The organism is Vibrio sp. Scap24 (assembly GCF_013394185.1).
GTDB lineage: Bacteria > Pseudomonadota > Gammaproteobacteria > Enterobacterales > Vibrionaceae > Vibrio > Vibrio pomeroyi.
In genome coordinates this window covers 2948747-2973667 of the sequence record NZ_CP041332.1, presented here as the reverse complement: position 1 = coordinate 2973667, position 24921 = coordinate 2948747, and the positions used below count along the sequence as shown (strand labels likewise).

The following is a 24921-nucleotide window of genomic DNA, read 5'->3' as shown; positions in this document are numbered from 1 at the left end:
TTACCCACACTCTTAAATTCTTGTCTGTGCGAATCAATGAATCCGCTTTCTGAAACTCTAGTCGATGTTAACTAAAGCCAGTTGTCACTAAATCTATTCTAATCGAGCTTACTGCTCTCGGAACTGAACTCGGAACTGAGTTGCTTTCGGGTTTACCGACACTTCCGACAACGACAGACTTTCAAAGCCACGAACAATCGCTTGTTTCCAAGGACCTTGTTTTAGGTTGACCTCAAGCCCGGCATCGTCGTACCAGTAAAAACGATAAAGGATATGTTGATCACCTTTATAGTTACTGTTTAAACGAACGATTCCTCGTGTATGACCGTCGACTAGATCGGTGCGTATATCTTCAACCTGTAAACGGCTACCCAATACCTTGTCACCAAAGAAAACGTTCTGAGTCAGACTATCAACCCTTACGCCAGCTGTATTATCAGCACAACCAGCCAGAGCCATAACCGCTGCTAAGCTCACTAACCACTTTTTCATTACAGCCTCCCTAGCTGTTTATGCCACATTGTTGCGTTATTCCCTTGTCGAGAAATCCAAACCAAGGTGGTCTGCCCTTCTCGAATATCAAAGTCATACGTTTTAGCGCCCGCTTCTAACGTATATTGACCGCTATTTGCTACAAACGTGCTGCTCTTAATCTCAGCAGGCAAAGATTGCCAACTGCGCGTGTCTGGTTGCTCTGTCAGTGTGTTCCACACATTGAACAAGATGTTACCGACATCATCGCCCTTGGTTGCTTCTTTACGAATGCGATCTTTCGCGACCACACGCAGCGCTTGGCGAATAACAATTGTCGTCATGCGCTCAGATAAATCGTTCTGAGCCATCGCGTTTACATCCGTAATCAAGTGTTCTTGTAACGGTTGTCCACTGATTCGTAACGCAGAAAAGCGCTCTACGTTTTGGCTCGGGTAATATGGCAGCGCAAGAGAATATATTGCCCCTTGATCGCGACTGTCATAAACAGGTAAATCCAATCGCCAACTGTCCATTGCTTGAACAGCGCTTTGCTCTTGAAGAACAATCACACGGCCTTGACCGCCGCCAAGCTTAGAAGATTGCTTGTAACGCTTTTCAAGTGTCTCTAAATCTTGTCGCATGCCTAAACGAGCGGCTGTCGCCATCGTTCTATCGATGATCTCTTGGTTCTCCGGCATGACAGCCAAAGCACGTCGATAGTCGACATAAGCACTGTTTAAATCGTTTGAAGCTTCATAAAGCAGCCCCGACAAAAACATCAAATACGCATTCTGAACTGACTGTAACTTCTTACCCGCATCCGGATAATTGGCAAGGATGCTACCAACATTGGCAGACAAGCCCTGCTTCTTCGCATCGTTAGCGGCTCTTTCTAGCTCAGCTTCACGTTGCTTCTTTGCTTGTTCTTGAACTTGGTTGGCGCGACGCATTTCAATCACCGCACCTTCTAAATCGTTTTTCTTTAGGTAGTTCAAACCGAGATAGAGATGAAGAAAGCCTAACTCGTAATCAGGCGGCACATACTCGGTGATATTGTCGTTTACAGCCAACGCACCTACGCTGGTTGCACTGTCTGAAATAGAGATCACAGCTTTGTTTTGTTGATCTTTTACGGCCTGATCAGCCAGTTCTAACGAAGACTTACTCTCAGGGTACTTTTGATCCAGCAGGTTAATTCTGCCTCTTTCAAAGTTATCAAGGATGTCGCCTGCTGCGTAATCTGGTAGCTCTTGTTGAGCCTCTGAATAATCTCCAGATTTCACTGCTTGATAGATAGCTTTGTTTTGCGCGCTGTAATGACTGAACAGGCTGCCTGCAGACATACTCGCACAACCCGCGGTCAACGCCGATAACAGGGCAATGGAAGCGAATCTAAACTGTTGCTTCACTTATCGTCTCCGTGCATGTTTAAAATGCCAACTTTAGTTGTCTCATTATCAAAACGAAACGTGTTGTTAAAAGGATCTTAAGCAAGTGGATACCTTGCTTTTTAGGCTCTACCTAATCGATGCCGATATTCAGACAACAGATAAAACTTAAAGTTGGCATACAAACTACAAATTTTCCAACTAGCTACTTATGTTACTTAACTCGTTAGCTTTTTTGGCTAGCTCATTAACTAACGCACTAGCTCATTAGCAGAGGACCAAGCGGACGGCCGCCTACTAAATGCATGTGAATGTGGTAAACCTCTTGGCCACCGTGAGAATTACAGTTCACGATAAGACGGTAACCATCTTCTGCGATGCCTTCTTCTTTAGCTAACTTACGAGCAACGGTAAACATACGTCCCATCATCGCTTCATCTTCTACTTCAACATCGTTGGTTGTTGGAATCAGCTTGTTCGGGATGATTAGGATATGGCTAGGAGCGCGAGGGTTAATATCGCGAAACGCCGTTACTAAGTCGTCTTGGTATAGCAGATCTGCAGGAATTTCTTTATTGATGATCTTACTAAAGATGGTTTCTTCAGCCATGTTTTTCTCCGATAAAACATTTACTTTTTAATGTTTTGAGTATGCGCTATGCCGCAACAAACCACAATAAATCCGCTTTAAAGCATAATAAAAAACACCGTTCAAATCAAAGAAAACCAGTGTTAGCTCTCAAGAATGGCATGTTGATTATAACTGAGGGTTATTTTTGCCGTATGCGTCATAAAATGCGTAAGCGGAGCTCAATAGAATGCTGACAATTTTGTTAGTTTTACTTTGACCTGACATTAGGTCTGCATTTTTATTAGGGAGAAAGCCATGAAGGGATCTGTGATCAAGCGTATGTACGCTGGTTTCGCACTGATCATCATCATGTTCGCAGTCACGATAACCATCATGATGAACAGCATGAATCAGATACACAGCAATTTTGAGAGTGTCTCAGAAACCTCATTACCGCTTGTTGCGCTTTCAAATCAAACAAGTGTTCAATTGCTCTCTGCTGACAAGTCATTCAAAGACTTCTTAACCACACAAAACGCTGAACGCATGTCTGCAATGCGTACAGAGTTTGCTGCATCACAAAACTCTTTTTCTGAAGTTCTAAGCAATCTAGAAGCGGCAAGCCAGAACGACTCAACACTCATCGAACGCATCGCACAATTACGAGCGATGGAAGAACGCTACTTTACAGAAGCAGACGAAGCGATGAACAACTACGTCGCAATGTTTGAAGCACAAGAACAAGTACAAAAAGCATCACGTGACTTCCAACGCCTGCATTCAGAATTAACGGTTGGCATGAAAGAGTACGTTGCTGACCAAAAAAGTATCTCTGTAAAAGTGATGGCGAAGAGCTACTTCATCAAACTGCAAGACGCTGAAGTAATCACTTCAGATGCACTAGCAAGCTCTGATGTTGCCTTCGTACAAAAAGCCGTTAACCAAAACAAGAAAGCAGTGACTCACCTAAACTACGCATACCGCGGCTTGGCGACACAGCTTCCTGCACTTAAAAACGTGTTCGATGAATCAGTTCAGAAATTTACCAAAGACGTTGGCCAAAAAGGCGGCGTGTTAGACAAACACAACAACTACCTACAAGCGAAACAAGCGCTGTACGTCAACATCGCAAACCTAGCGGTTGAAGTTGACCAAGCGATGGCGGTTTTAGATTCATTCAACGTAACTGCCGAAGAGCAACTTAACGCTTCACTGGCAGACGCAAGCAGCATTTACGACAAGGGCTTATTCAACGCAATTACGATTGGAATTGTTGTAACGGTATTCGCTGCTGCAATCGGCTACCACATTGCACACAGTGTAAGAGAGCCACTAACTCGCATTTTAGGGACATTAGAAGGCCTAACTGAAGGTGACATGACTCAGCGTATCGACATTCGTTACGACAACGAATTCAGCCGCGTGAGCCGTCACATCAACACCTTGGCCGATAATCTACACAATATCCTTGTGAAGTTGAATGACGCTTCAGATGACTTAACTAAAACGGCAAGCGTTAACCAGAAAACATCTTCTGAAACGCAGGCTCAACTGAACAGCCAGCGCGAACAAACCGCGACCGTTGCGACAGCAATGACAGAAATGTCTCATTCTGTGCAAGAAGTGGCGAACAGCGCGCAAAGTTCATTAACCATGGTTCAACAAGTAGAGTCAGCGTCTGAATCTGGTCGTCAAATCATGAACACCAACATCAGCACCATTAACCAACTAGAGGTTCGCTTGAACGAATCTGTCGGTGCGGTGGGTGAGCTGCAACAGATGAGTAGCCAAATTGGTTCAATCCTAGATGTGATTCGTGGCATCGCTGAGCAAACCAACCTACTTGCACTGAACGCAGCCATCGAAGCAGCACGTGCGGGTGAGCAAGGTCGGGGCTTTGCGGTCGTTGCCGATGAAGTTCGAGTGTTGGCGCAGAAGACAACGCAATCGACGTCTGAAATCGAGACCATGATCAGCAACCTACAATCAAGCTCGAAGACAGCAAGCAACGTGATTGAAAGCTGCATGAACGATATGGACATGTCGGTTCAACAAGCATCAAGTGCGAACAGTGCGATGGAAGAAATCCAAGCATTGATTCTAGAGATCAGCCACATGAGTACACATATTTCTCAAGCAGCCGCTGAGCAGAGTGAAACGTCGGGCGATATTGCACGTAACATTGAAGACATCAACCACATCGCAGATAAGAGTTATCAAGCGATGTCATCAATTGCAGAAGCGAGCCAAAACCTAACGATTCTGGCAAATCAGCAAGGTGATTTAGTACATCAATTCAAACTATAGATAAATGAAGAATCGATAGATATTTAGTGAGATTCTTGAGACTTCTTACCCAATAGTGGTAACTAATTGAGCTAGGGCAACTTTTATCAAGGGTTGCCCTTGTTTTTTATGAGCTTTGTCATTATATGATTATTAAGGCTTGCTGCTTCCCGTTTTTTCTTTCACCTTTATGAGCGAGCCGCTATTAAGGAATTTATATGGCTGTTCATGTTGGCATTATCGATCAAGACCCCATTCGCTTGCTCACCCCTTTACTTGATAACCGAACGGTCAGCACTCACATCGTGTTTATCGGCGACAAAAATCAAGTCAGTATGTACAAACGTTTAGACAGCGTTTTGCAGAAGCGCGACATTACCAGTGAGTTTTTCGAAATTCCGACCATCGTAAACACGTCCGTTATTAAAGAATCTATCCAAACTCTTGCCGAAGACCTCAAAGCTCGCGGTCAAGAAGTGAAGCTCAACGCAAGTTGTGGCTTACGTCACCGCCTACTTTCTGTTTACGAAGTATTCCGCACTTACCACTGGCCAATCTTCGTGGTTGAACCAAACAGTGACAAGCTTTGCTGGTTGTACCCGAATGGCAAAGAAGACGCACAAGTTCAAGACCGCATTACTATCGACGACTACCTAACGGTATTTGGTGCTCGTGGTGAATTCAGCGATGTACAGCTGTCTCCGCAACTTGATCAGAAACTGTATGAACTGGGTGAACGTTGGGCAAGTAACGCACTCGAATTAGGTCCTGGCCTTGCTACATTGAACTACCTAGCAACGACCTGCCGTAAAGAACAGAAACTTGATGTTGGACTATCTGAGAAGCAACAAGGCTACCGTGAACTGAACATGCTATTGAGTGATTTGGTTGAAGCGAAGATTGCGACTTACGACAACGGTATTTTGACCTTTGCCAACGAAGACGCGCGACGCTTCTCAAACGGTGAATGGTTAGAAACTCTGGTTCACAGCACTGTGAAACAAATCCAAGATGACATGCCGACTATCCAAGACCGTTCGTTGAATGTTCAGGTATATCGTCAACTTGGTGAACGTGAGGTTCGAAACGAGCTTGACGTAGCATCAGTAGTGAACAATAAGCTACACATCATCGAATGTAAGACCAAAGGTATGCGTGACGATGGTGATGACACCTTATACAAACTTGAATCGCTGAGAGACCTTCTAGGTGGCCTACAAGCACGTGCAATGTTGGTGAGTTTCCGCCCGCTTCGCCATAATGACATCACACGAGCAGAAGATCTTGGCCTTGCACTGATTGGCCCTGACGAGTTAAAAGACCTTAAAACACACCTAACGGCATGGTTTACAGCTGCTGGCGGTAATGAAGATTTAGAGTACTAAAAACAAGTAAACGTTTGAGAGTCTCAACGCTCTTAAAAAAATCTTAAAAAGGCGAATGACCATTAAGTCACTCGCCTTTTTTGTATCTGATGCTTTGTCTTGTCTACTTTCTCTCTATCACTCAAAGAGCACATAAAAAATGGCCGCATCATTCGATGCGGCCATTTTCAAAATTTAATGTCACTTGAAGACTTAATGCTCTCTAAAACTCAGAGCACTTTAAGACTTAAAGCATTTTACGAGCAGCTTCTACAACCACTTTGATTGAACGTGCTTCAGTTACTTTTAGCGTATCGTGATCAGGCGTCTCTTTTTGAGTACGGTTGATGATTACACCCGCAACACAACCTGCTTTCAGACCCGAACTTGCACACATAGTTAGCAGTGTTGCAGATTCCATCTCGAAATTTAGAACGCCCATGTCTTGCCATTCTTGCATTGAACCTTGGAAACGCTTAACAACACGACCAGAGAACGTGTCGTAACGCTCTTGACCTGGGTAGAAAGTGTCACTTGAAGCCGTTACGCCCATGTGAACTGCAGCGCCAGACTCTTCAACGGCTGCTTTCATTGCTGTTGCCACTTCGAAGTCAGCTACTGCAGGGAACTCCATTGGAGCAAAGTGCAGGCTAGCGCCGTCTAGACGAACAGAACCAGTAGAAACAATCATGTCACCCACGTTTACGTGAGGTTGGATAGCACCAGTAGTACCAACACGAAGGAAAGTGCGAACACCCAGTTGAGCTAGCTCTTCTACAGCGATAGAAGTAGATGGACCACCGATACCTGTTGAACATACAACAACTGGCTTGCCGTCTAGTTCTGCGCGGTAAAGTGTGTATTCACGATGGCTAGCAAGAAATACTGGATTCTCCATCTCTTCTGCAATTTTTTGTACACGAGCAGGATCACCAGGGATGATCGCAAGAGTAGCACCGTTAAGATCTGCTTCAGTAACACCTAAATGGAAAACAGCTTGAGACATAGTTCGCTCCTTTTGGCTTATTGGGCTTTTTACCCTTATTTAAGCTCATAGTAAATTCGTGGGGTACGAACACACTCTAACCAAGCTCACCACAAAATGAAGTGATACCCGTCACATGAATGATCGCAACAAGATTTCAAGTTTCACGAAAAACCGATTGGCATCACAAAAATAAGCAATCCATACGCCTGTGTTGCATACTAATGAGACAAAAAGCGCCTTTAACGTATTACCGCTAAAGGCGCTTTTTATATTAAGAATACTCTATGTCGGTGAGCTCGATTTAATCCGCTTTAGATTTGAATCGAAGCAGACGCAATGCGTTCAATGTGACCAATGCAGTTGCACCACTATCGGCTAACACTGCAACCCACAGACCGGTAATACCGAACAAGCTCGTCACCAAGAACACACCTTTCAAACCGAGCGCGAGAGCCACGTTTTGACGAATATTATTCATGGTTGCTTGCGATAGCTCAATCATCGCTGGCAGTTCCGTTAAGCGGTTATGAGTCAGGGCTGAATCCGCCGTTTCCAAGGCAACATCAGTACCTCCGCCCATCGCGATACCCACGTTGGCGGTTTTCATCGCTGGCGCATCATTGATGCCATCCCCGACCATCGCAACGTGCGATTGTTGAGAAAGCTCTTCAACATAAGACACTTTGTCGCTTGGAAGTAGGCTCGCCTTGTACTGCATACCTATCTTGCTACTTATAGCAGCCGCACTGCGTGGGTTGTCACCCGTCAGCATGATAGATTGAATACCCAAGTCGTTAAGTCTTTCAATTGCAACCTTAGCGTCACTGCGCAGCGTATCTTGCCACGCAATCAAACCAATCGCTGTCGATTGTTCTGCTGACTCCTCTTGATGCTTAAACTCTAAGGCTATAACAACCGTCTTGCCCTCACCTTCTAGAGCTTCCACCTGAGACACAACATCAGTATCAAGATCGAAAGTCACTTTAGAAGGAGCTAGAACTTGGTATTTAACACCATCGACATCGCCTTCCACACCGCTACCAATCAACGCTTTCTTGTTATGCGATTCTGGGATCTCAATATTCAGATCTTTTACTTTCGCTACCAGCGACTGCGCCAACGGGTGAGTAGAGCCCACTTCGATAGCACCAACCACACGAAGCATCGCGTCTTGTTGCCAACCTGATAGTGCCTGAATATCGGTTACCTGAGGTTTACCCTCAGTCAATGTACCCGTCTTATCAAAAGCGATGGTTTGAATCTTGCCAAGCTGCTCTAGTGCTGCGCCGCCTTTAATTAGCGCACCACGTTTCGCTGCTGCAGCTAGACCAGAAGTAATCGCCGCGGGTGTCGAGATAACCAAGGCACATGGACAAGCAATCAACAATAACGCTAGGCCGCGGTATACCCATGTTTCCCAAGGTTGAGCAAACAACAGTGGAGGCGTGATGATCACCAACAAGGCAACAAACATCATTAACGGTGTGTACCAACGGCTGAACTTATCAAGGAAACGTTCCAGTGGTGCTTTACGAGATTCCGCCTCTTCAATCAGGTGAAGAATACGGTCAATCGCATTCTCACCTTGCTTAGAGGTGATAGTAATACGCACAACTTTATCGACCACCACAGCGCCCGCCATGATGCTGTTACCTTCGATGTGTTCAACAGGAACAGACTCGCCCGTTAACGCGCTTTCATCAAAGCTCGCGGCATCGGTCATCAGCTTGCCATCAGCAGGCAAACGAGAGCCCGCCGCCACCTCAATCACATCGCCAGGGACAAGTTCGCTTACCGCCACTTCAACACGTTCACCGTTGATAATCTTGGTCGCGTTCTCTGGTACTAATGCCATTAAAGCTTGAACGCCACTTCTTGCTCTTGATGACGCAAACGCTTCTAGGCGTTCACCAATCAAGAACAACAGCAACACCATCGCCGCTTCTGCGGTTTCACCAAGATACAAAGCACCGAGCGCAGCGACACTCATTAAGGTTTCGATGGCAAAAGGCGTACCAGAGCGAGCCAATTGTACGGCTTTCTTAGCTACTGGGTATAAACCGAGTAAACAGGTGACAGTGAATAAGCCTTCACTTAATTGAGGAGAAGTACTTTTCAGAAGCGCAGCGAACAGCATTGCGGCTGCAATCGCTATGATCTGTAAATTGGATTGAATATGAGCTTGCCAAAAGGTCTCTGATTGTTGTTTTTCTTTCTTAGAACCCACTTCCGTTAATGGGAAGCCAGTTTTGATAGAGACTTGTTCAATGGTGTCAGCAAGACTTTCATTATCGAATTTCACAACCAGTTTTTCGGTAGCAAAGAGAACCTTCGCTTGAATCACACCGTCAATGTTACTGATCGCGTTTTCTATTTTTCTTGCACAAGCTGGGCAGTCCATTCCGGCAACCAACCAACTTTTTGAAAATTGGGCATCGAGAGATAAAGTTGAGGGCTGACTGTCTTCTTCTCCACTGTCCGATCCACAACAATCATCTCCAGACGACGATGACGCCGCGGCAGAAGAGCTGCAACATCCTGACGAAACGCCAGCTGCAGTGATGCTTGAAATTTTAGGGCTAGAGCAACCTGCTCCCACCGCTTGAGGTTGAACGTCCACTTTTGCTGAGCGGCACGCTGCGTGTTTTGCGCACATAATGTATCTCCTTAATACTCAAAAGCCTTGAGGCCGTTGTCGTTTAAGCACAACAACGGAACCTTAAGTTCATCGAAAGTATAAACCTTGGAGGTAGCTCCAAGGTCAAGGAGAAGTTATCGTTTAATGCAATTTATTTAAGAGTCTCAACCAAGTAGGTCGCTCTTACTGAGGCTTAAGCTCGGCACACTCTTCTCTATTCGCGGATACATCATCAATCAGAACGGCATCGTGTGAACAGAAAGGCTGTGTATTCAAGCTTACAATAGACACATCATCTTCAACAGGGTCGACCTGAGATCCTTCCATCAACTCTGAGATATGGTAACGAAGCACCAAGATACCCAACAAACCGAACAAGATATTACCCAGCGCTTGTCCGTACAGCACCCCTAACGCGCCATACCATTGTGAACCTAAGTAAACGAATGGCAGAGTACCCAGTGTCGCCTTACCTAAGTTCAACGCCGTTGAATAAAGAGGCTTACCTAGATTATTGAATGAAGTGTTCGCGACAAACAGTGCGCCGTTAAAGGTGAAGGTCAGCGCCACATAGGTACAAAATGCAGCAACAATAACGGCCGCATCACCTTGCAGACTGAAGCCTTGAATCACATAACCTTGCATGAAGTACAAAAGAATACACACAGCGATGGTGTACACCGTGGTCACTAACAGCGAGTTATTCAGCGTCTCTTTGACTCTGTCCATTCGCTCAGCACCGAAGTTTTGACCAATGATTGGCCCGACTGCGCCAGACAAGGCAAAAATCACAGCAAAACACACGGGCGTCAGACGACCAATCACAGCAAAACCTGCCACGAAGTCTTCACCATATTGCGCAATACCGGTCGTCACAATTGCATTACCAATCGGCGTTGCAGTATTGGTGATAATTGCGGGAATAGCTATGGCCAGAATTGGGCGAATATTGATGCGCCACTGCACCATTGAAGGTGGAGCCACCAGCTCATGACTGCGAATCAAAGGATAAAGCGAGAAGAAGAGAACTGAAAAACGTGCAACGACAGAAGCGATGGCCGCCCCTTCGATGTTCCAACCAAAACCAAAGATAAATAAAGGGTCCAAGATTGCATTCACAATGCCGCCAGACAAGGTCGCCCACATCGAACGCTTCGCATCTCCTGCGGCTCTTAACCCGGCACCCGCCGCCATTGCCAAGGCTAAGAATGGCCCACTAGGGAGCAAAATCTGTAAGTACGCTTGTGCACGTTCTGCCGCCAAACCTTTCGCACCAATCGCCGCGAGCAACTCAGGGATATAAGCGTACATAATAGCAGTGATCGTCGAACTGATCACAAACGCGGTTAACATGATACTGGTGCTGAGATTTCTTGCGTGGTCTCTGTCTTTAGAGCCTATCGCCTTTGAAACCAACGCGCCCATTGCAATAGAGGTACCGATAGAAACGGAAGTAGAGAAGAAAGTGAGAGTACCTGCAAAACCAACTGCGGCGGCCAATTCGACTTGTCCCAACATACTGATAAACAGCATATCGAGTAAATCGACCACAAACAGTGCCATCAAGCCAACAGAGCCAGCCCCCGACATCACCAAGATGTGGCGCATCGTTGAACCTTCTACAAACTTTGCAGTTTGGTTTGACATGAAACCTCCAAAAGCTGGAACACCACAAGTCAAAGCTTCGCTGTTTGAGCTCTATGACAACAGATCTACAAAAACTCTACGAAGAAAAAGGCGCTAGTGCGCCTTTTGTCATTTATGGGTGTTGAGAAAAATAATCGTTCTTAACACGCCACTATACAGGATGTTTGAAGCATTCATCTAAGTTCTTGCCAATTGCTCTTAAAACATCTGTTCTGGTAATAATTCCGACCAACTTTCTGTTGTCGATCACAGGGTAAGCTTTTGGTTTACCCACCTGCATCATGTCTGCCAATTCAATAATGGATAAGTCTGGCGATACCGATAGCACCTCTTGATACATGCAATCACCAACAATGTGTGTGTCTTGACAGAAGTAGCTGACCTTAACCAATTTTTCTAATAAATCTTGCTCTGAAAGGAAACCAATTACTTGCTCATTATCATCAATAACTGGGCCGCCCATGTGATGACTGCGCATCACTTTGTCTAGCGCTAGACTTAACGGCATATCAGGAGTGAATGTCACAACCTGCTGCGTCATGTAATCTTTCACTTTAATTGAATGCATTGCGTTCTCCCTAAATACTTTTCGTGATGTCTTTATCTATCTCGTTAACTTAATTGTTGTCTAAAATCTTGATTTTACTAAATGGATTTCAACAATTTTATTGATAGGCAAAACCTAACAAGCCTTAAAAACGAGACAGCAAAAGGCTCGGGAGAGTTTTTGTGGCACAGAAAAAAGAAAAAAAAGAGCCCTTACAAAGCCTTACTTTCTCTTGCTTAGCCTTACTTAGCCGAACTAGCCTGAATAGATAAACCCTGTAATCTTCACCACACTAATAATTAGAAAGTCCCGATTTAGGTAGTTTATGCAACACGACAACAACATGTACGCGTACGTTTATTCAGGTAACGATGGTACAGAAAACACACTCATCGCCACTGTCGATAACCAAGAGCAGCCACTTATCTCGAGCTGTGTTCACGAGATAAAACGCATGTCGAGCTTGGCGATTGATTTAGCGGCGCAACACAACCTGAAAGTGAAGCTCATCAAATATCAGAGAGAACAAGAGATCGACTTCGGTCTCTTCGTAAAGTAATCCGTCAAAAGCACAAGTTTGGTGGAATGATCATAGGCAGCGACTGCAACGGCGTTACGGACGCTGCCTCAATAGCAATTACCACGGCTGCCTAATTCGATCTGACAATCTTAACTGTGAAGCGTTATAATAAAGACAACGGTGCCTTTACCACTTTTCATTGTCTCAACACGGTTCGCTATGCCCTCTCCAAGCTCAAATCAAACCTATGCCTCTAAGTATCGCTCAAAGTTAAAGGCCTACTTCAACGAGTTATTGGATTTCCAATCGCGTATTTGGGTTGTGCATATCTTTGAAGATTCCATCACTGACCAATCATTTGTGATAAACGAAGATGGTTTTAAAGAACCGTTAGAGTGGATGAAAAAACGTGATTACCAAGCCAAGATGCTTGATCGTGTTGATAAGATGAAAATCTCACAAGTGATTGAGATTCAGTTTGAAGATAAGATGCACCGACTGATGCGAGTTAAGTAACCTTTAATATCGGTTCATTGTCAGTCATGCCTATGTCAGAAAGGTACTCACGACCAATCATACGCAAATGAACTAGACTCAAATGAAGCAGATACAAAAAAGGCCAGCGCTCGCTGACCTTCTCTTAATGATTTTTCGAACCGCTATACACTTATGACCAAGTGCTAGTGCGCACAATACGCATCCCAAAGGCGGATGGCTTTTGTGTAGGCTTCGGTTTTATCGTGCGTTTCAGCGAAAAGAATCGCCGTCATGCTGTCGACAACCGTGTTTGCCATCAATTCCATCTCATCTTCTGGCGTACCCAGCACACACTCACTAGGCAGTGAAATATCAGAGTTCATCATCTCTTCCCAATAGAAAGATTCAACCTTATCAGGAGAACTCATCCACACAGTTTGGCTAACCTTTGGGTTGTATTCCGACTCGCCGTTCATGCCTTTGAATGAAATCACCGAGTGGGATTTATTGCCAATAACATTCTCTACTTCTGCATGAAGTTGTGGGAAACCAGGATGGAAACTGCCGCGTAAACCTAAACGACCGCCGCCAGGGTTTAATGCACGAACCACAGTGTTGATTGGCGTACGCAAACCATAACGGTGTTTCCAACCAATCATCGTTTGAGCTTCCGGCGCAAAGTTGGCGAGCGGTAAGTAAGCGATACCATCCTCTTCCAGAATTTGCTTGGCCTCTTGCGGATCTGCTGCACTACGAACACCGACAAGATCGAGGTGAGTCTCTACATGTGTGCGTCCACTTGGCTTATCCATGTAGCCGTGCATCAATACCTTGTAACCATCGTCCGCCAGTATCTTCGCTGCTAGCAAATTCCAAGGCTTGCCACTCGCAGTGTCGTTACGCTTACCCGCGTAGCAAGGCCAATCAATGTCGGCACCTAAGTCAGGCACACGAGATTGAAATGCTTTTACAAAGCCTGCAATTTCTTCATTAGTTTCATTCTGCACACGAATCAACATAAGTAGCATTGCCATCTGGTCGTCACCGACCTCACCGCTTAAATACTCATCCATGATGCGATAGGCTTGTTCGAACGATAAAGGCTTGCGCCCTCTTTCCCCTCGTCCAACAGTACGAATACACTCTAAAATACTACTCATTGACTATTAATTCTCTTCCGTAGACATCAATAAAATTTAATACCTCTTCGATTCTATGACACCGATAGCGCGTTGCAAAGCGATTCAGGTGCTTATCATCGCTATCCCACCCCACTTCTTCAATCTAACGGCAACTGAATTAGGAGTCGAAAAGGAAACGGACTGCGGTTCTAAAAGTAAACTTAGTGGTGTAAAATTGGCGTATGCAATACTAACCGCCAGATTGAGTAGTACCCAAATGACTGTCAAAAAAACACTGAGCCAGAAGAAACGTGAATCTATCGTTGCTGCCGCTATCGCAGAGTTTACCGAGCGTGGTTATAAGGCCACCAGCATGGATAAAATATCTAGCCGAGCAGAAGTGTCGAAGCGCACGGTGTATAACCACTTCGCCAGCAAAGAGTTACTACTGGATGAGATCTTAGACAGTATTTGGAGCAAAACACTCGCGGCGACTCATTTCCCATACCAAGCCGAACAACCATTGGCCGAACAGCTTGCGTCTATTGCCAATCAAGAGCTTGAGCTTTTAGAGTCCGAAGGCTTCATCGACTTATCTCGTGTGCTGTTCTCTGAGTATTTCCATAACGCTGAGCTTGCTCACCAAGCGATGGAGAAATACTCCCAAGCCGAGAGTGGCCTGACGATTTGGATCAAAGCCGCCTTAGCCGATGGTCGTTTAGTTGAACTCGACTCACTGTTTGCCTCAACTCAATTCATCGCTTTGCTTAAATCGTTCGCCTTTTGGCCACAGATCATCGGCCACGCACCGTCACCTGACGCACAGCACAAGAAATTGATCATAGACTCAAGTGTCGAGATGTTCCTCAAACAGTATCAAGCGTAATACTGGCGGTTAATGGGAATTCAACCACAATGAAACCATCACTGGTATCCGTGGTTATTTTCCCTATACTGCAACCCAATTTCGTGACTCACGATTCAACAAATTCAAACTTTAGGTAGCCCTATGATTACTTTCACCACCAACTTTGGCGATATCGAGATTGAACTGAACCTTGAAAAAGCACCAGTAACCTCGAAAAACTTCCTGAAATACTGCCAAGATGGCTTCTATGAAGGCACCACGTTTCACCGTGTTATCGAAGGTTTTATGATTCAAGGTGGTGGTCACACTATCGACATGACAGAAAAGCCAACGCGTGCACCTATTGTCAACGAAGCAAACCGTGGCCTAAAGAACGTGATTGGTTCTGTAGCTATGGCTCGTACCGACGCACCACATTCGGCAACGGCGCAGTTCTTTATCAACCTTGATGACAACGATTTCCTAGACCATACATCGACCACCAACGCGGGTTGGGGTTACGCTGTATTTGGTAAAGTATCGGCAGGTATGGATGTGGTAAACAAGATCGCAGCCGCGCCAACGACCATTCGTTGGGGACATGAAGATGTGCCTTGTGAAGACATTGTGATCTCGAAAGTTACTATTAACGACTAAATCAGATTCAATAAGCTACGAGCTATAAGTAGCAACCAAGAAACAACCCTCAAATGGTGGGAGCCCTTCTCACCATTTTTACTGTCCATGTTATCAATTGCTCTTATTTTTGTACGGTATATTTCCAATACCTACCATTCCCCTGCTATTCATCAGTATTAATGACGTGTTATTATCGCCGCTCGCCGACTATGAAAGTTGAATGCGATTCACTATACATTGAACGTAACACCAACCATGACTCGACACTCTTTTCTGACAGCAGCCTTCTCTTGTTCTGTTGCCAGCTTCTCTGTATCTGCCTTTGAAGTTGATAGCCGAGAATCACAAGAACCTGAACTTGATGACCAATTTCGTGTCATTGCGATCCCTTTTTACGATCCAAGTGTCGACACTGGGCTTTCTGTTATTCCCATCTATAACTTCTATGCAGATGGCGAAACCAAAAATGCATCAACGTTATCAGCAACACTGACTTATACCCAGAACGACAGCTACTACATCAAAGCCAACGCCGACCTTTTATTGAACGGTGATTCCCTGCGCTTTACCGGTGAGATGGGCTTTTCGAGCACCAACATTACCTTGGTCGATTTGGTCGATACTAATCACCAAGAGTACAGCTTCGATGGTGACTTCTACTTTAAGGTTTACGACAACATCTACCTTGGTATGGGTTTAGACTACTCAACGGCTCGCTACCTAGCAGATACACCACGCGACAAGCTGCTGCTTAAACTCACAGGGTTCAGTGAAGAGTATGAAGCGGACACGGGTGCCAAGCTTTCATTCTTATGGGATGAGCGAGAGCATTACTACTACCCGTATCATGGCTTCTTGTTTGAGCTGACGTACGAAAACCACGGCGCGTGGCTTGGAAACGATGAAGATGCGACTTACTCTTCGCTATTCACTGACTATCGTTTTTTCTACAGCTTGACTCATAATGATAACCACATTATCGCTAGCCGATGGGTAACGCGTTACCTACTTGATGCCGAAAATGCCCCAAGTAGCGCCTACAGTACCTATGGTAGACAAGGACGAAACGTTCAACGCGGTTTTGTTGCCGGAGACCACATCGCCTCACACATGACCAACCTTGAAATGGAATATCGCTACTCGATTTCTGGCTCGTCGATTAACGTCTTGAACAACGTAGCCGTCGTAGGTTTAACGGGGGTGGGCAAGGTATTTGGTGAAAGGCTTAACCCAAAAGACCCTTATCATAGCTTTGATGATGGCGACCTTCTGACCATGGTTGGCCTTGGATTGCGCTATCGACTAATGCGCCAAGAACGCATCAATGTACGTATGGACTTCACCTACAACAACGAAGATGAAGTGCTGGCTTATTTTAGTTTGGGTGAGAACATTTAACCCAGCCTATCTAACCTAAGCTCTAGCGTACTTGCTTACTTATTTGCATACCGTATCAAGCCTGTCGCGATTCGATTCGTACAGGCTTGATGTTTTTAAAGCCTCTCAAAATGACTTACCAACGCGAGCGATAAGTACGATGACACGCTCGGCATGTGTTGTTGGCCGCATCTAAACCACGTTCAGCCTTGCTAAGGTCCTGCTCAACACTCGCTTGTTGTAACTCCGTAAAACCTTGGTTCATCTGTAGCATCAGCTGATTGAATTTCTCCGGCTTACTCCACACCGTTTCTTTTGCCTTACCACCCGCGTCACTCTCAGCAAAACTGCTGTTTAGTACCATTCCATGTTCAACCAAACTCTCACTTAACTCCTCAACCTTTTTCCAATCTGTATTTCGGTTTCCTAATTCTGAAGACACTTGTTTATTGAGTTTTTTAATGGAGCTGAAAGCCTGTTGGCGATTATTCACAACTTCCGTTGCAGCAATAGCCATTACTGGCACGGCGATAAGTAAAGCGATTGTCAGTTTTTTCATAGTGTTATTCCTATTCATTGGTCAGTTGATTTGTTGATCTTTCAATCGGGAATCGATGGATGCATTTAATTTACACAACAACAGTTGCGCACGCAACTATTGTTGTGTAAATTAATCTCACTTTAAAAATGACAAGCAGGAAATTGAACAATGAAAATCTGGGATCTACCAACTCGACTCTATCACTGGCTGCAAGCCGCTCTGTTTATTGGCCTTGCTGGATCAGGCTTTAGCGGCAATGGCCCACATATTTATCTAGGGCTCGCACTGTTTAGTTTGGTTCTGTGGCGCTTGGTCTGGGGAATGATTGGTAGTGATACCAACCGGTTTTCGCAGTTTATGAGCTCGCCTAGATCTGCTTGGCAATACCTACGAGGCCGAGTTCAACCTAAGCCGGGGCATAATCCTCTAGGTGCTTGGATGGTTGTGGGGATGATTACAACCTTATTCGTCCAGTGCATCACTGGCCTAGCGATAGCGGGGTTCTTCGACACATTGCCGTATTCAGAAGTCATCATCACAGACGGTGTTTTTGACCTACTCGGCACAGCTCATGCTATTGCTGCACGTATGTTAATCGCCTTTGTTGTGCTGCATTTATTGGCTATCTTGGTCTACAAACTGCGCTCAAAGCCTTTAGTGCTCGCAATGATCACAGGTAAACAAAATCAATCGTTATCTACCGCTCATTTCGGAAATGGCACTCAATTGGCTTTTTCATCAAATAGAAAAGCGTTGTTGGTGCTAATTGCGTCGGTATTAGTTACGATGGCAATAGTTGTTATGTCATAAGAATTAGGGGCTCACCAATGCCAGAAGAGTTTGATAGACAGAATAGTTTTGGATGGATGATCAATGTGATCGCCAACAAAGCGACCAAAGATTTCGATCTTGAGCTAAAGAAGCACGGCTTAAGCATCGCATTGTGGCCAACCCTGATGTGTTTATGGGAAGAAGAAGGCGTTACCCAGCGTGATATTGCCGCTAAGTCGAAAGTAGAAAACTCAACGACAACACGAACATTAGATAAGTTGGAAAAGCTTGAACTGGTAGAACGCAGAGCTGATCCACACAGTCGCCGCTCTTTTAGAATCTACCTAACAGAGAAAGGTAAAGCACTTGAAGAAGTGTTAATACCCATCCCAGTTAAGTTGAATGAAGAGCTAATGGCAGCACTTGATGCAAAAGAGCAGCAACAGATGATCGGTCTACTTAAAAAAATGGTCGCCGCTGTCTAGCTCAAATCTAATACTATCGAAGCTAACACTAAAGTAACCACTTAGAAACTGAATAAGACCCTCGCCCTAAACGAGGGTTTATTTTTTCCGCGACCATTTGATGTAGCAAAACAGCGAAGCAATGATCACTGCTCCACCAATCAGTTTTTGCACCTCGACCGTTTCACCTAGCATGCTCACACTGAGTAGCAGTGTCCATACTGGCTCTAGAATCATGATAAGTGCCGCCACTTCCATGTTCACTGAGTGCTGGCCTACCGTTTGTAATAGGTAGCGAATAGACGTCGCAACAACCGCCGACACGATGAACCAGAACACTAACGTTTTGGTGATTTCAAATTCCGGCTGGGTCGTCATAGACGCAAACGCCAAACCACTGACTCCGACTACGAAAAGCTGAATACAGATCGAGGCAATTGGCTTGATGTTGGTGATCACACGCTTGTTCATCACAAAATGAATCGAGAGCAACATCGACGCTAACAAGAAGTAGATCTGGCTTTGCTCAACGTGCCAACCGTTGGTGAGAGTAAGCAGCAACATACCAAGGATCGCGATAGGAAATGACATCCAGAATGCACGATTTGGCTTCACTCGAAACAGAACCCAAGAGACAAACGGCGCAATGATCATCGCCAAGCTCATGATGAAAGCCCCTTCCGATAAACTCTCCGTGACCGAAACGGCAAACACCCACACCTGAAGTGAAGCAGACAAGAGTAAACCGACACCGCACAATGACAGGATCTGCTTAAATGACAGCTTGCGAATATGATGAATACAGAATGGCAGTAGAATCAGGCTCGCGACAACAAAACGCACACCAATGAACACAGGCCCCGGCATTTCCATGACCACCAGCTTAGATGCAATCCATCCTACCCCTGCCAATAAAGTGGCACACAAGAGGTAAAGCTCGCCACGCATCGCTTTTACGTTCATCATTTTTATTCGTTCCAATAACAAAAAAGCAACCCGACTCTGCAAGGTTGCTTTTTATAAACTCTTAACAGGATCAAGATACTATCTTAATACTCTGTTTCAGGCAGCAGTTTTTAGCCTGCGTATTCTGGGTAGTCCGTTAAGCCTTTTTCAGCGCCGCCAAACAGCGTGTTTGGATCGTGCGGAGCTAGAGGAAAACCATTTTGAATACGAGCTGGCAAATCTGGATTTGCTACGAATGGACGACCAAAGCCAACCATATCTGTCACGCCTTCTGCGACGGCTTGCTCGCCACGTTCACTGTCGTATTTACCTGCGTAAATCAGTACACCTTTGAATGCTTCACGAACCGCAGCTTTGAATGCTTTTGGCGTTTCAGGCGCATCGTCCCAGTCTACTTCAGCGATGTGCAGGTAAACGATCTTGTATAGGTTTAGGTACGCAGCCGCTGCTGTGTAAGTTTCAACTGGTGTCGCGTCAACGGTGCCATTTAGCGAAGTAAACGGAGCAAGACGAACACCAACACGCTCTGCACCAATCGCTTCAACCATAGCTTCAACCACTTCACCTAGGAAACGTAGGCGGTTTTCAGTTGAACCACCGTATTCATCGGTACGGTTGTTTGCTTCAGAATCAATGAATTGGTTAATCAGGTAGCCATTTGCCGCGTGAAGTTCAATGCCATCAAAGCCTGCTTCGATTGCGTTAAGCGCCGCTTGGCGATATTGCTCAACCACTTCTTTGATGTCTTCTTTGGTCATTTCACGAGGTTCAACCACGTCAACAAAACCCGGCTCATCAGTGCCGTTATCGATGAAGACTTTTACGTTTTCCGCTTTGATAGCAGAAGACGAAATTGGCTGTTCACCACCGATGTTATCTGGGTGTGTTACACGACCTACATGCCAAAGCTGAGCGAAAATAACGCCGCCTTTTTCATGTACTGCATCGGTTACTTTTTTCCAACCAGCAATTTGCTCGTCAGAGTAGATACCCGGTGTCCAAGCGTAACCCTGACCCAATGGAGAAATCTGTGTGCCTTCTGCGACAATCAAACCCGCAGAAGCGCGTTGAGCGTAGTAAGCCGCCATCATGTCGTTTGCTGAGTTACCAGGTTGCGTTGCACGAGAGCGAGTCATCGGAGGCATAACAATACGGTTTTTTAGTTCGATATTACCAAGTTGAATTGGTTGAAATAGTGCGTTTGTCATTGTCATTTCCTCGATTAACCTAGTTGAATCAGTTCGATTTGGTAGCCGTCTGGGTCAGTGATAAAAGCGATGTGTGTTGAACCACCTTTTACAGGGCCCGCTTCACGAGTCACATTGCCACCCAGCGATTTAATCTTGTCACATGCCGCGTAAATATCTTCCACACCCAATGCTAAATGGCCAAATGCGTTGCCCATTTCGTACTCGTTGGTGTCCCAGTTGTAAGTCAGTTCGATGGTTGTACCACCTTGCTCATAACCAACAAAAACCAATGTGTAGCGGTAATCGTTATTGTCATGACGCTCAAGTTCTTTCATACCCAATACCTTGGTGTAGAACTCAATAGACTTATCTAGATCAGCAACTCGAATCATTGTGTGTAGGAATTTCATATTTCACCCTTTTTAAGCCCAGCAACCTGAGCCAATATAATCATGAGCGGAGGTTATCCACTTCTTTGTTAGGGTTAATATACGATTCGGCAGCAAATAAATGAAATTATCATAAATTCTCATTGTGATAATTTTTTGTTATGACACACCTAATATAGATGATTTGTTATGGAGATATTTGGCAAACAAAAGATAGGGCGATAATCAGAAAGCGGAGCGCCAACTGTTTAGCGACTTGGACATGTCATTAGTCGTATTAATGATCTGCTCTCGGAACCACTTATGTGCAGGGTCGGTGTTCTGTTTTTTCAACCAGATAAGATAATGAGAGATAGGTTGGTAATCGAAAGGCGGTTTGAACAACTGTAAACCAAGACGTTCCTGAAACTGGATAGCCATAGAAAGCGGCGCAACTGTGATGTAATCAGTCTGGCTACACAGCATTAGATTACTGGCCATAGAGCTACCGTGAATGACAATTTTACGCGAGGATAAGTCTAACGAAGTGTAGTGAGTCAAACTTCTTACTTGGCGACGTGTTCTGGCCAAAACCGCATGTTGCTCACTCAGATATTGCGCCTCGGTGATCTCACCTTTGATCCTAGGATGTCCATTTCGACAAACGATCACAAACTCACTGTCGTAGAGCTTTTCGCTCATCATGCTTGGATGTTCAGGCAACACAATGTCGATCATCAAATCAAACTTCTGGGTTAATAGATCCTCATGGACCTGATCATCACTATCTGGTTGATCATACACCTCAAGAGACAAACCTTGATTGGGTAACTGAGAAAATCGATCAAGCAACATCCACTTTAAATGCTCGGGAACCGAAGCCACAAACCTGCGCTCCGTGCTCGCTTCATCAAACCCAGCCATACCTTGAAACACGCCGTTGAGCTCGTGTATTGGCGCTTTGATTTGCTCATACAGGCTTTGCGAATACGCGGTAGGCACAACCCCTCGCCCACTGCGCACGAACAACTCTTGGCCAATTTCATTTTTCAGTCGGCCGAGCGCAGTGCTGATTGTCGATTGATTGGTATTCAAATGATCGGCAGCCTTACTCAAACTGCCCTGCTCCATCACCGCTGAAAACACAGCCAATAAGTTAAAATTCGGAATGTCATTACTCATGGTTCAGTGCTCACTTAGGCGATAGATTTAATTATCTTATCGTAAAACCGATAGAATGAAACGACGGATGCTCATTGAGGAAACAAAACTGAGAAAGAAGCATCATACGGTAAAGAACAGAAATGTAAGAACAACTCACTCTTTCGAATAGCTGCCATATTTGCCAGACTGGAATCTAAAGCTCTGCGTTGTGCTAGCGCCGCTTAATCCATCCAAATCCCACTTAGACTGGTCGGAGTATTTAATATTTCCTACCTGCTTTATTGATACTTTTATAGCCACTTCTATGATCCAGGCTAATTAAATAGACATATTTTATAAGCCGAGTTTGAGCCTGTTCAAATAAACCCACCTCACGTCTAAACAACCACTCGACTCATCGCAATTACGATAATTCAATATCGTAATAATGCGTAGATAGCTCCAGTTACACTTCCTATTATTTCGCCAACAAATCAATTCTTAACTTAAACAGAAAACCTAAAAATGTGTAGATGATGGTGTTGCACACATCACGGAAGACGGCCTTAAAACCCAATGCAGCAAACGAACCTATCAATGGTTGACGTTACTTAAGAATGATTTCGCCAGGTGTTTTTAACACTCTATTCGCGAGAATGCGTTGTCTACGTGGTCAAAGCGATTTTTAATTGTCATCTAGTACTTTTGACTCAGTCGGTCTATACGATTAAGTGAGTTCAACACCTCTTTCAGATGTCATCTAAAAGTCTTGTACCAAGGCTGCACTTTCTCTCTCCTTATTTAGGTTGAGATATGAAATTTCTTAAAATCGTTCTGCAGAAAGTTGGGGCCGTCGCGATGGTTCTCATCAAATTCTGTCTATTTATGGCACTCATGCTAGCGGGTGCGTGGGCACTGGCTCCAATGGGTAAAATCCACTCCAAAGACATCGATCTTTCTCAGTTCAATAACCACCCGAACGAAATGATGATGAACTTCTTTCAAACCGAGTTCTTCTCTGGTTACCTATTCTCAGTAACGCTCGCTGTTGTTCTTGCTGCGATATATGGCATGTGGCAAGTCCATGAGTTGGGTGTTCATAAAGCAAAAGAACATAAAAGTGCACACGTTCAAATCGTCTTCGCACTCTCTCTTTGTGGCCTATTCATTAGCAAAACCTTCTGGGTTATCGCTTTGGTTATCGCCCTTGCTAACTGGAAACACATTGGTCAGTCGATCAGCGACGTAATTCGTCGTGGTATTCAACCTAAGTCTTCCGAAAATGAGCCTTCTAGTAATGAGGCTGTAAAAACTAAAGGTTCGTCCAAGGCAAGTGATGAACAAAATGTCACTGACGAACAAACAGCAATCGACACACAAGCGACAGAAAAAGCAACGTCTGAGCAGGCACCAACCAAACACGAGGCCGCATAATGAAAGAGATGATGATTCCATACATTCTGATTGTATGGTCCCTATTTGCGACTGGCGCATTAAAGAAGACGATTAAGAACTACACTTGGGCTGCCATTGGCGGTGCTGTGATTCTTGGATTATTAGCTATCGTATCTCGCCTGTGGGCACCGGTTGATATGACCAACTCATCGACAGTGAAAGCACCACATGCAGTGATGTCTCCAATCTTTGGCCAACAAATCGATAAAGTGTTTGTCGACCACAACCAAATGGTAAAAGAAGGCGACATCATCTACACACTCGTTGATATCGACTCTGCCGCAGACAAAGCGAAGATCGAATCTTCAATCGTGCAGAAAGAAGAAGAGATCAAACAGATGACTCGCGACTTAGACCGCGCAGAAACATCGCCAGAAATCTTCAACATGCGCGACGTGGAGAAATACAATTCAGACCTTCGTGTCATGCACGCTGAGCTGACGTCATTAGAAGCCGACTTGCAGAAAGTTAACTGGGCACAAGAGAAAAAAACCATCCGAGCTGAATTTGATGGCCAAGTCTCTATTGTGAACATTGCGGAAGGCTCTGTCATGGGCAACATGCACCTTTACAACACCAGCAAAAAGTTCCTAGAGATGCGTATTTCAGACCAAACATACGGCTATGTCCAGGTGGGTGACTTTGCTGAGTTCTTCGTAGATGCTTATCCGGGTCACGTGTTCCGAGCAAAGGTACACAGTTTTACCGCGGGTACGGGTGAGGCAAGCATTTCACCACTTCAAGGACCACAAAGCGTTGGCCAACACGTAGTGCAAAATGGCAATGGCCTAGGTCGTACAATCGTCCTAGAAATCTTTGAACCAGAAGGTTACAACATCCCGATTGGCGCAGCGGGTTCGGCTTGGATTTCAGCAGAAAAACCGCATCCATTTTGGGGCTTCATTGACGTGATTGGCGCAGCAACCGTTCGCCTACAATCGTACAAGTCTTACCTAGGCGCTTGGTAAACAAGCTACGCGTAAGAGTTGAATAGAAGACAAACAAAAATACCCCGCTCGTCGGGGTATTTTTATTGCAGCAGCGCATAACTCTCAAGATTAAACAAACTAAGAAACAGCACACCTCTCCTTTAAAAATACACAGTTAATCGACTCCTTCCCTTAAAAATGCGCTCTTAA

24 protein-coding genes are annotated in these 24921 nt (G+C 45.0%); 11 read left to right on the top strand and 13 right to left on the bottom strand.

The annotated features are described in order from the left end of the window. Window positions 1-108 precede the first annotated feature (108 nt). From FLM53_RS13325 to hinT, 3 genes are all read right to left on the bottom strand, one after another. A complete protein-coding gene (locus FLM53_RS13325) occupies window positions 109-492 on the bottom strand; it encodes a YcfL family protein (protein ID WP_017632173.1) in 384 nt (127 codons plus the stop codon). Further along, complete coding sequence (locus tag FLM53_RS13320) at window positions 492-1883, bottom strand: COG3014 family protein (protein ID WP_176681659.1); 1392 nt, start codon at window positions 1881-1883, stop codon at window positions 492-494. The genes FLM53_RS13325 and FLM53_RS13320 overlap by 1 nt, the downstream gene beginning before the upstream one ends. Window positions 1884-2121: 238 nt before the next feature. Next, window positions 2122-2472, bottom strand: a complete 351-nt coding sequence (gene hinT / locus FLM53_RS13315) for a purine nucleoside phosphoramidase (RefSeq protein ID WP_004736268.1) — start codon at window positions 2470-2472, stop codon at window positions 2122-2124. A 276-nt stretch (window positions 2473-2748) separates the two neighbouring features. Between hinT and FLM53_RS13310 the strand changes: the two genes are divergently transcribed. Beyond that, the gene (locus tag FLM53_RS13310) at window positions 2749-4740 is read left to right on the top strand and encodes a methyl-accepting chemotaxis protein (protein ID WP_176681660.1); all 1992 of its coding nucleotides are present in this window, start codon (window positions 2749-2751) and stop codon (window positions 4738-4740) included. 197 nt (window positions 4741-4937) lie between these two features. Further along, complete coding sequence (locus FLM53_RS13305; RefSeq protein ID WP_017632175.1) at window positions 4938-6104, top strand: DUF1887 family protein; 1167 nt, start codon at window positions 4938-4940, stop codon at window positions 6102-6104. 226 nt (window positions 6105-6330) lie between these two features. Here the strand turns inward: FLM53_RS13305 and udp are convergent, their stop codons facing one another. From udp to FLM53_RS13285, 4 genes are all read right to left on the bottom strand, one after another. Further along, window positions 6331-7089 carry a uridine phosphorylase gene (gene udp / locus FLM53_RS13300; protein WP_017632176.1) on the bottom strand — a complete coding sequence of 253 codons (759 nt, stop codon included), beginning with the start codon at window positions 7087-7089 and terminating at the stop codon, window positions 6331-6333. A 283-nt stretch (window positions 7090-7372) separates the two neighbouring features. Then, a complete protein-coding gene (locus FLM53_RS13295; protein ID WP_176681661.1) occupies window positions 7373-9727 on the bottom strand; it encodes a zinc/cadmium/mercury/lead-transporting ATPase in 2355 nt (784 codons plus the stop codon). A 165-nt stretch (window positions 9728-9892) separates the two neighbouring features. After that, entirely contained in the window at window positions 9893-11356 is a 1464-nt protein-coding gene (locus FLM53_RS13290) for an MATE family efflux transporter (protein ID WP_176681662.1), read from the bottom strand. Window positions 11357-11507: 151 nt separating this feature from the next. After that, window positions 11508-11924: a CBS domain-containing protein gene (locus tag FLM53_RS13285; protein WP_017632179.1), complete on the bottom strand. Its 417-nt coding sequence runs from the start codon at window positions 11922-11924 to the stop codon at window positions 11508-11510. 304 nt (window positions 11925-12228) lie between these two features. On the opposite strand from FLM53_RS13285, the gene FLM53_RS13280 reads away from it, so the two are divergent. Then, window positions 12229-12462, top strand: coding sequence for a hypothetical protein (locus FLM53_RS13280; RefSeq protein ID WP_017632180.1), 234 nt, complete (start codon window positions 12229-12231; stop codon window positions 12460-12462). 180 nt (window positions 12463-12642) lie between these two features. Further along, the gene (locus FLM53_RS13275; protein WP_176681663.1) at window positions 12643-12939 is read left to right on the top strand and encodes a hypothetical protein; all 297 of its coding nucleotides are present in this window, start codon (window positions 12643-12645) and stop codon (window positions 12937-12939) included. A 164-nt stretch (window positions 12940-13103) separates the two neighbouring features. Here FLM53_RS13275 and FLM53_RS13270 read toward each other — a convergent pair whose 3' ends face one another. Next, window positions 13104-14060 (bottom strand): glycosyl transferase family protein, encoded by a 957-nt coding sequence (locus tag FLM53_RS13270; protein WP_176681664.1) that lies wholly within the window; start codon window positions 14058-14060, stop codon window positions 13104-13106. Between the two features lie 238 nt (window positions 14061-14298). On the opposite strand from FLM53_RS13270, the gene FLM53_RS13265 reads away from it, so the two are divergent. The 3 genes from FLM53_RS13265 to FLM53_RS13255 all read left to right on the top strand — a co-directional run bounded on the left by FLM53_RS13265 (window position 14299) and on the right by FLM53_RS13255 (window position 16905). Further along, window positions 14299-14907 carry a TetR/AcrR family transcriptional regulator gene (locus FLM53_RS13265; RefSeq protein WP_176681665.1) on the top strand — a complete coding sequence of 203 codons (609 nt, stop codon included), beginning with the start codon at window positions 14299-14301 and terminating at the stop codon, window positions 14905-14907. A 123-nt stretch (window positions 14908-15030) separates the two neighbouring features. Further along, window positions 15031-15525 carry a peptidylprolyl isomerase gene (locus FLM53_RS13260; RefSeq protein WP_176681666.1) on the top strand — a complete coding sequence of 165 codons (495 nt, stop codon included), beginning with the start codon at window positions 15031-15033 and terminating at the stop codon, window positions 15523-15525. A 237-nt stretch (window positions 15526-15762) separates the two neighbouring features. Further along, window positions 15763-16905 carry a BamA/TamA family outer membrane protein gene (locus tag FLM53_RS13255; RefSeq protein ID WP_176681667.1) on the top strand — a complete coding sequence of 381 codons (1143 nt, stop codon included), beginning with the start codon at window positions 15763-15765 and terminating at the stop codon, window positions 16903-16905. 115 nt (window positions 16906-17020) lie between these two features. On the opposite strand, the gene FLM53_RS13250 is transcribed toward FLM53_RS13255, so the two are convergent. Then, window positions 17021-17443, bottom strand: a complete 423-nt coding sequence (locus FLM53_RS13250; protein ID WP_176681668.1) for a cytochrome c — start codon at window positions 17441-17443, stop codon at window positions 17021-17023. Window positions 17444-17593: 150 nt separating this feature from the next. Here FLM53_RS13250 and FLM53_RS13245 point away from each other — a divergent pair, with 150 nt between their 5' ends. Together FLM53_RS13245 and FLM53_RS13240 are read left to right on the top strand one after the other, a co-directional pair. Beyond that, window positions 17594-18235, top strand: a complete 642-nt coding sequence (locus FLM53_RS13245; RefSeq protein WP_176681669.1) for a cytochrome b/b6 domain-containing protein — start codon at window positions 17594-17596, stop codon at window positions 18233-18235. A gap of 17 nt (window positions 18236-18252) precedes the next feature. Continuing rightward, window positions 18253-18681 (top strand): MarR family winged helix-turn-helix transcriptional regulator, encoded by a 429-nt coding sequence (locus FLM53_RS13240; protein ID WP_017633082.1) that lies wholly within the window; start codon window positions 18253-18255, stop codon window positions 18679-18681. Between the two features lie 78 nt (window positions 18682-18759). On the opposite strand, the gene FLM53_RS13235 is transcribed toward FLM53_RS13240, so the two are convergent. The 4 genes from FLM53_RS13235 to FLM53_RS13220 form a co-directional block, all read right to left on the bottom strand. After that, window positions 18760-19626: a DMT family transporter gene (locus tag FLM53_RS13235; RefSeq protein ID WP_176681670.1), complete on the bottom strand. Its 867-nt coding sequence runs from the start codon at window positions 19624-19626 to the stop codon at window positions 18760-18762. Window positions 19627-19736: 110 nt separating this feature from the next. After that, entirely contained in the window at window positions 19737-20834 is a 1098-nt protein-coding gene (locus FLM53_RS13230) for an alkene reductase (RefSeq protein ID WP_176681671.1), read from the bottom strand. Window positions 20835-20848: 14 nt separating this feature from the next. Continuing rightward, on the bottom strand, window positions 20849-21226 hold the full coding sequence (gene gloA / locus FLM53_RS13225; RefSeq protein WP_008221701.1) for a lactoylglutathione lyase: 378 nt from the start codon (window positions 21224-21226) through the stop codon (window positions 20849-20851). A gap of 204 nt (window positions 21227-21430) precedes the next feature. Then, window positions 21431-22366: a LysR family transcriptional regulator gene (locus tag FLM53_RS13220; protein ID WP_123923869.1), complete on the bottom strand. Its 936-nt coding sequence runs from the start codon at window positions 22364-22366 to the stop codon at window positions 21431-21433. Between the two features lie 774 nt (window positions 22367-23140). On the opposite strand from FLM53_RS13220, the gene FLM53_RS13215 reads away from it, so the two are divergent. Then, complete coding sequence (locus tag FLM53_RS13215) at window positions 23141-23761, top strand: hypothetical protein (RefSeq protein WP_048658257.1); 621 nt, start codon at window positions 23141-23143, stop codon at window positions 23759-23761. Beyond that, window positions 23761-24750: an efflux RND transporter periplasmic adaptor subunit gene (locus tag FLM53_RS13210; protein ID WP_048658256.1), complete on the top strand. Its 990-nt coding sequence runs from the start codon at window positions 23761-23763 to the stop codon at window positions 24748-24750. The genes FLM53_RS13215 and FLM53_RS13210 overlap by 1 nt, the downstream gene beginning before the upstream one ends. Window positions 24751-24921 lie beyond the last annotated feature (171 nt).

Excerpts from the sequence above, each read along its gene's own strand:
- FLM53_RS13325 (WP_017632173.1), bottom strand. The coding sequence starts at position 492 with ATGAAAAAGTGGTTAGTGAGCTTAGCAGCGGTTATGGCTCTGGCTGGT.
- hinT (WP_004736268.1), bottom strand. The coding sequence starts at position 2,472 with ATGGCTGAAGAAACCATCTTTAGTAAGATCATCAATAAAGAAATTCCT.
- FLM53_RS13310 (WP_176681660.1), top strand. The coding sequence starts at position 2,749 with ATGAAGGGATCTGTGATCAAGCGTATGTACGCTGGTTTCGCACTGATC.
- FLM53_RS13305 (WP_017632175.1), top strand. The coding sequence starts at position 4,938 with ATGGCTGTTCATGTTGGCATTATCGATCAAGACCCCATTCGCTTGCTC.
- udp (WP_017632176.1), bottom strand. The coding sequence starts at position 7,089 with ATGTCTCAAGCTGTTTTCCATTTAGGTGTTACTGAAGCAGATCTTAAC.
- FLM53_RS13295 (WP_176681661.1), bottom strand. The coding sequence starts at position 9,727 with ATGTGCGCAAAACACGCAGCGTGCCGCTCAGCAAAAGTGGACGTTCAA.
- FLM53_RS13290 (WP_176681662.1), bottom strand. The coding sequence starts at position 11,356 with ATGTCAAACCAAACTGCAAAGTTTGTAGAAGGTTCAACGATGCGCCAC.
- FLM53_RS13285 (WP_017632179.1), bottom strand. The coding sequence starts at position 11,924 with ATGCATTCAATTAAAGTGAAAGATTACATGACGCAGCAGGTTGTGACA.
- FLM53_RS13280 (WP_017632180.1), top strand. The coding sequence starts at position 12,229 with ATGCAACACGACAACAACATGTACGCGTACGTTTATTCAGGTAACGAT.
- FLM53_RS13275 (WP_176681663.1), top strand. The coding sequence starts at position 12,643 with ATGCCCTCTCCAAGCTCAAATCAAACCTATGCCTCTAAGTATCGCTCA.
- FLM53_RS13270 (WP_176681664.1), bottom strand. The coding sequence starts at position 14,060 with ATGAGTAGTATTTTAGAGTGTATTCGTACTGTTGGACGAGGGGAAAGA.
- FLM53_RS13265 (WP_176681665.1), top strand. The coding sequence starts at position 14,299 with ATGACTGTCAAAAAAACACTGAGCCAGAAGAAACGTGAATCTATCGTT.
- FLM53_RS13260 (WP_176681666.1), top strand. The coding sequence starts at position 15,031 with ATGATTACTTTCACCACCAACTTTGGCGATATCGAGATTGAACTGAAC.
- FLM53_RS13255 (WP_176681667.1), top strand. The coding sequence starts at position 15,763 with ATGACTCGACACTCTTTTCTGACAGCAGCCTTCTCTTGTTCTGTTGCC.
- FLM53_RS13250 (WP_176681668.1), bottom strand. The coding sequence starts at position 17,443 with ATGAAAAAACTGACAATCGCTTTACTTATCGCCGTGCCAGTAATGGCT.
- FLM53_RS13245 (WP_176681669.1), top strand. The coding sequence starts at position 17,594 with ATGAAAATCTGGGATCTACCAACTCGACTCTATCACTGGCTGCAAGCC.
- FLM53_RS13240 (WP_017633082.1), top strand. The coding sequence starts at position 18,253 with ATGCCAGAAGAGTTTGATAGACAGAATAGTTTTGGATGGATGATCAAT.
- FLM53_RS13235 (WP_176681670.1), bottom strand. The coding sequence starts at position 19,626 with ATGATGAACGTAAAAGCGATGCGTGGCGAGCTTTACCTCTTGTGTGCC.
- FLM53_RS13230 (WP_176681671.1), bottom strand. The coding sequence starts at position 20,834 with ATGACAAACGCACTATTTCAACCAATTCAACTTGGTAATATCGAACTA.
- gloA (WP_008221701.1), bottom strand. The coding sequence starts at position 21,226 with ATGAAATTCCTACACACAATGATTCGAGTTGCTGATCTAGATAAGTCT.
- FLM53_RS13220 (WP_123923869.1), bottom strand. The coding sequence starts at position 22,366 with ATGAGTAATGACATTCCGAATTTTAACTTATTGGCTGTGTTTTCAGCG.
- FLM53_RS13215 (WP_048658257.1), top strand. The coding sequence starts at position 23,141 with ATGAAATTTCTTAAAATCGTTCTGCAGAAAGTTGGGGCCGTCGCGATG.
- FLM53_RS13210 (WP_048658256.1), top strand. The coding sequence starts at position 23,761 with ATGAAAGAGATGATGATTCCATACATTCTGATTGTATGGTCCCTATTT.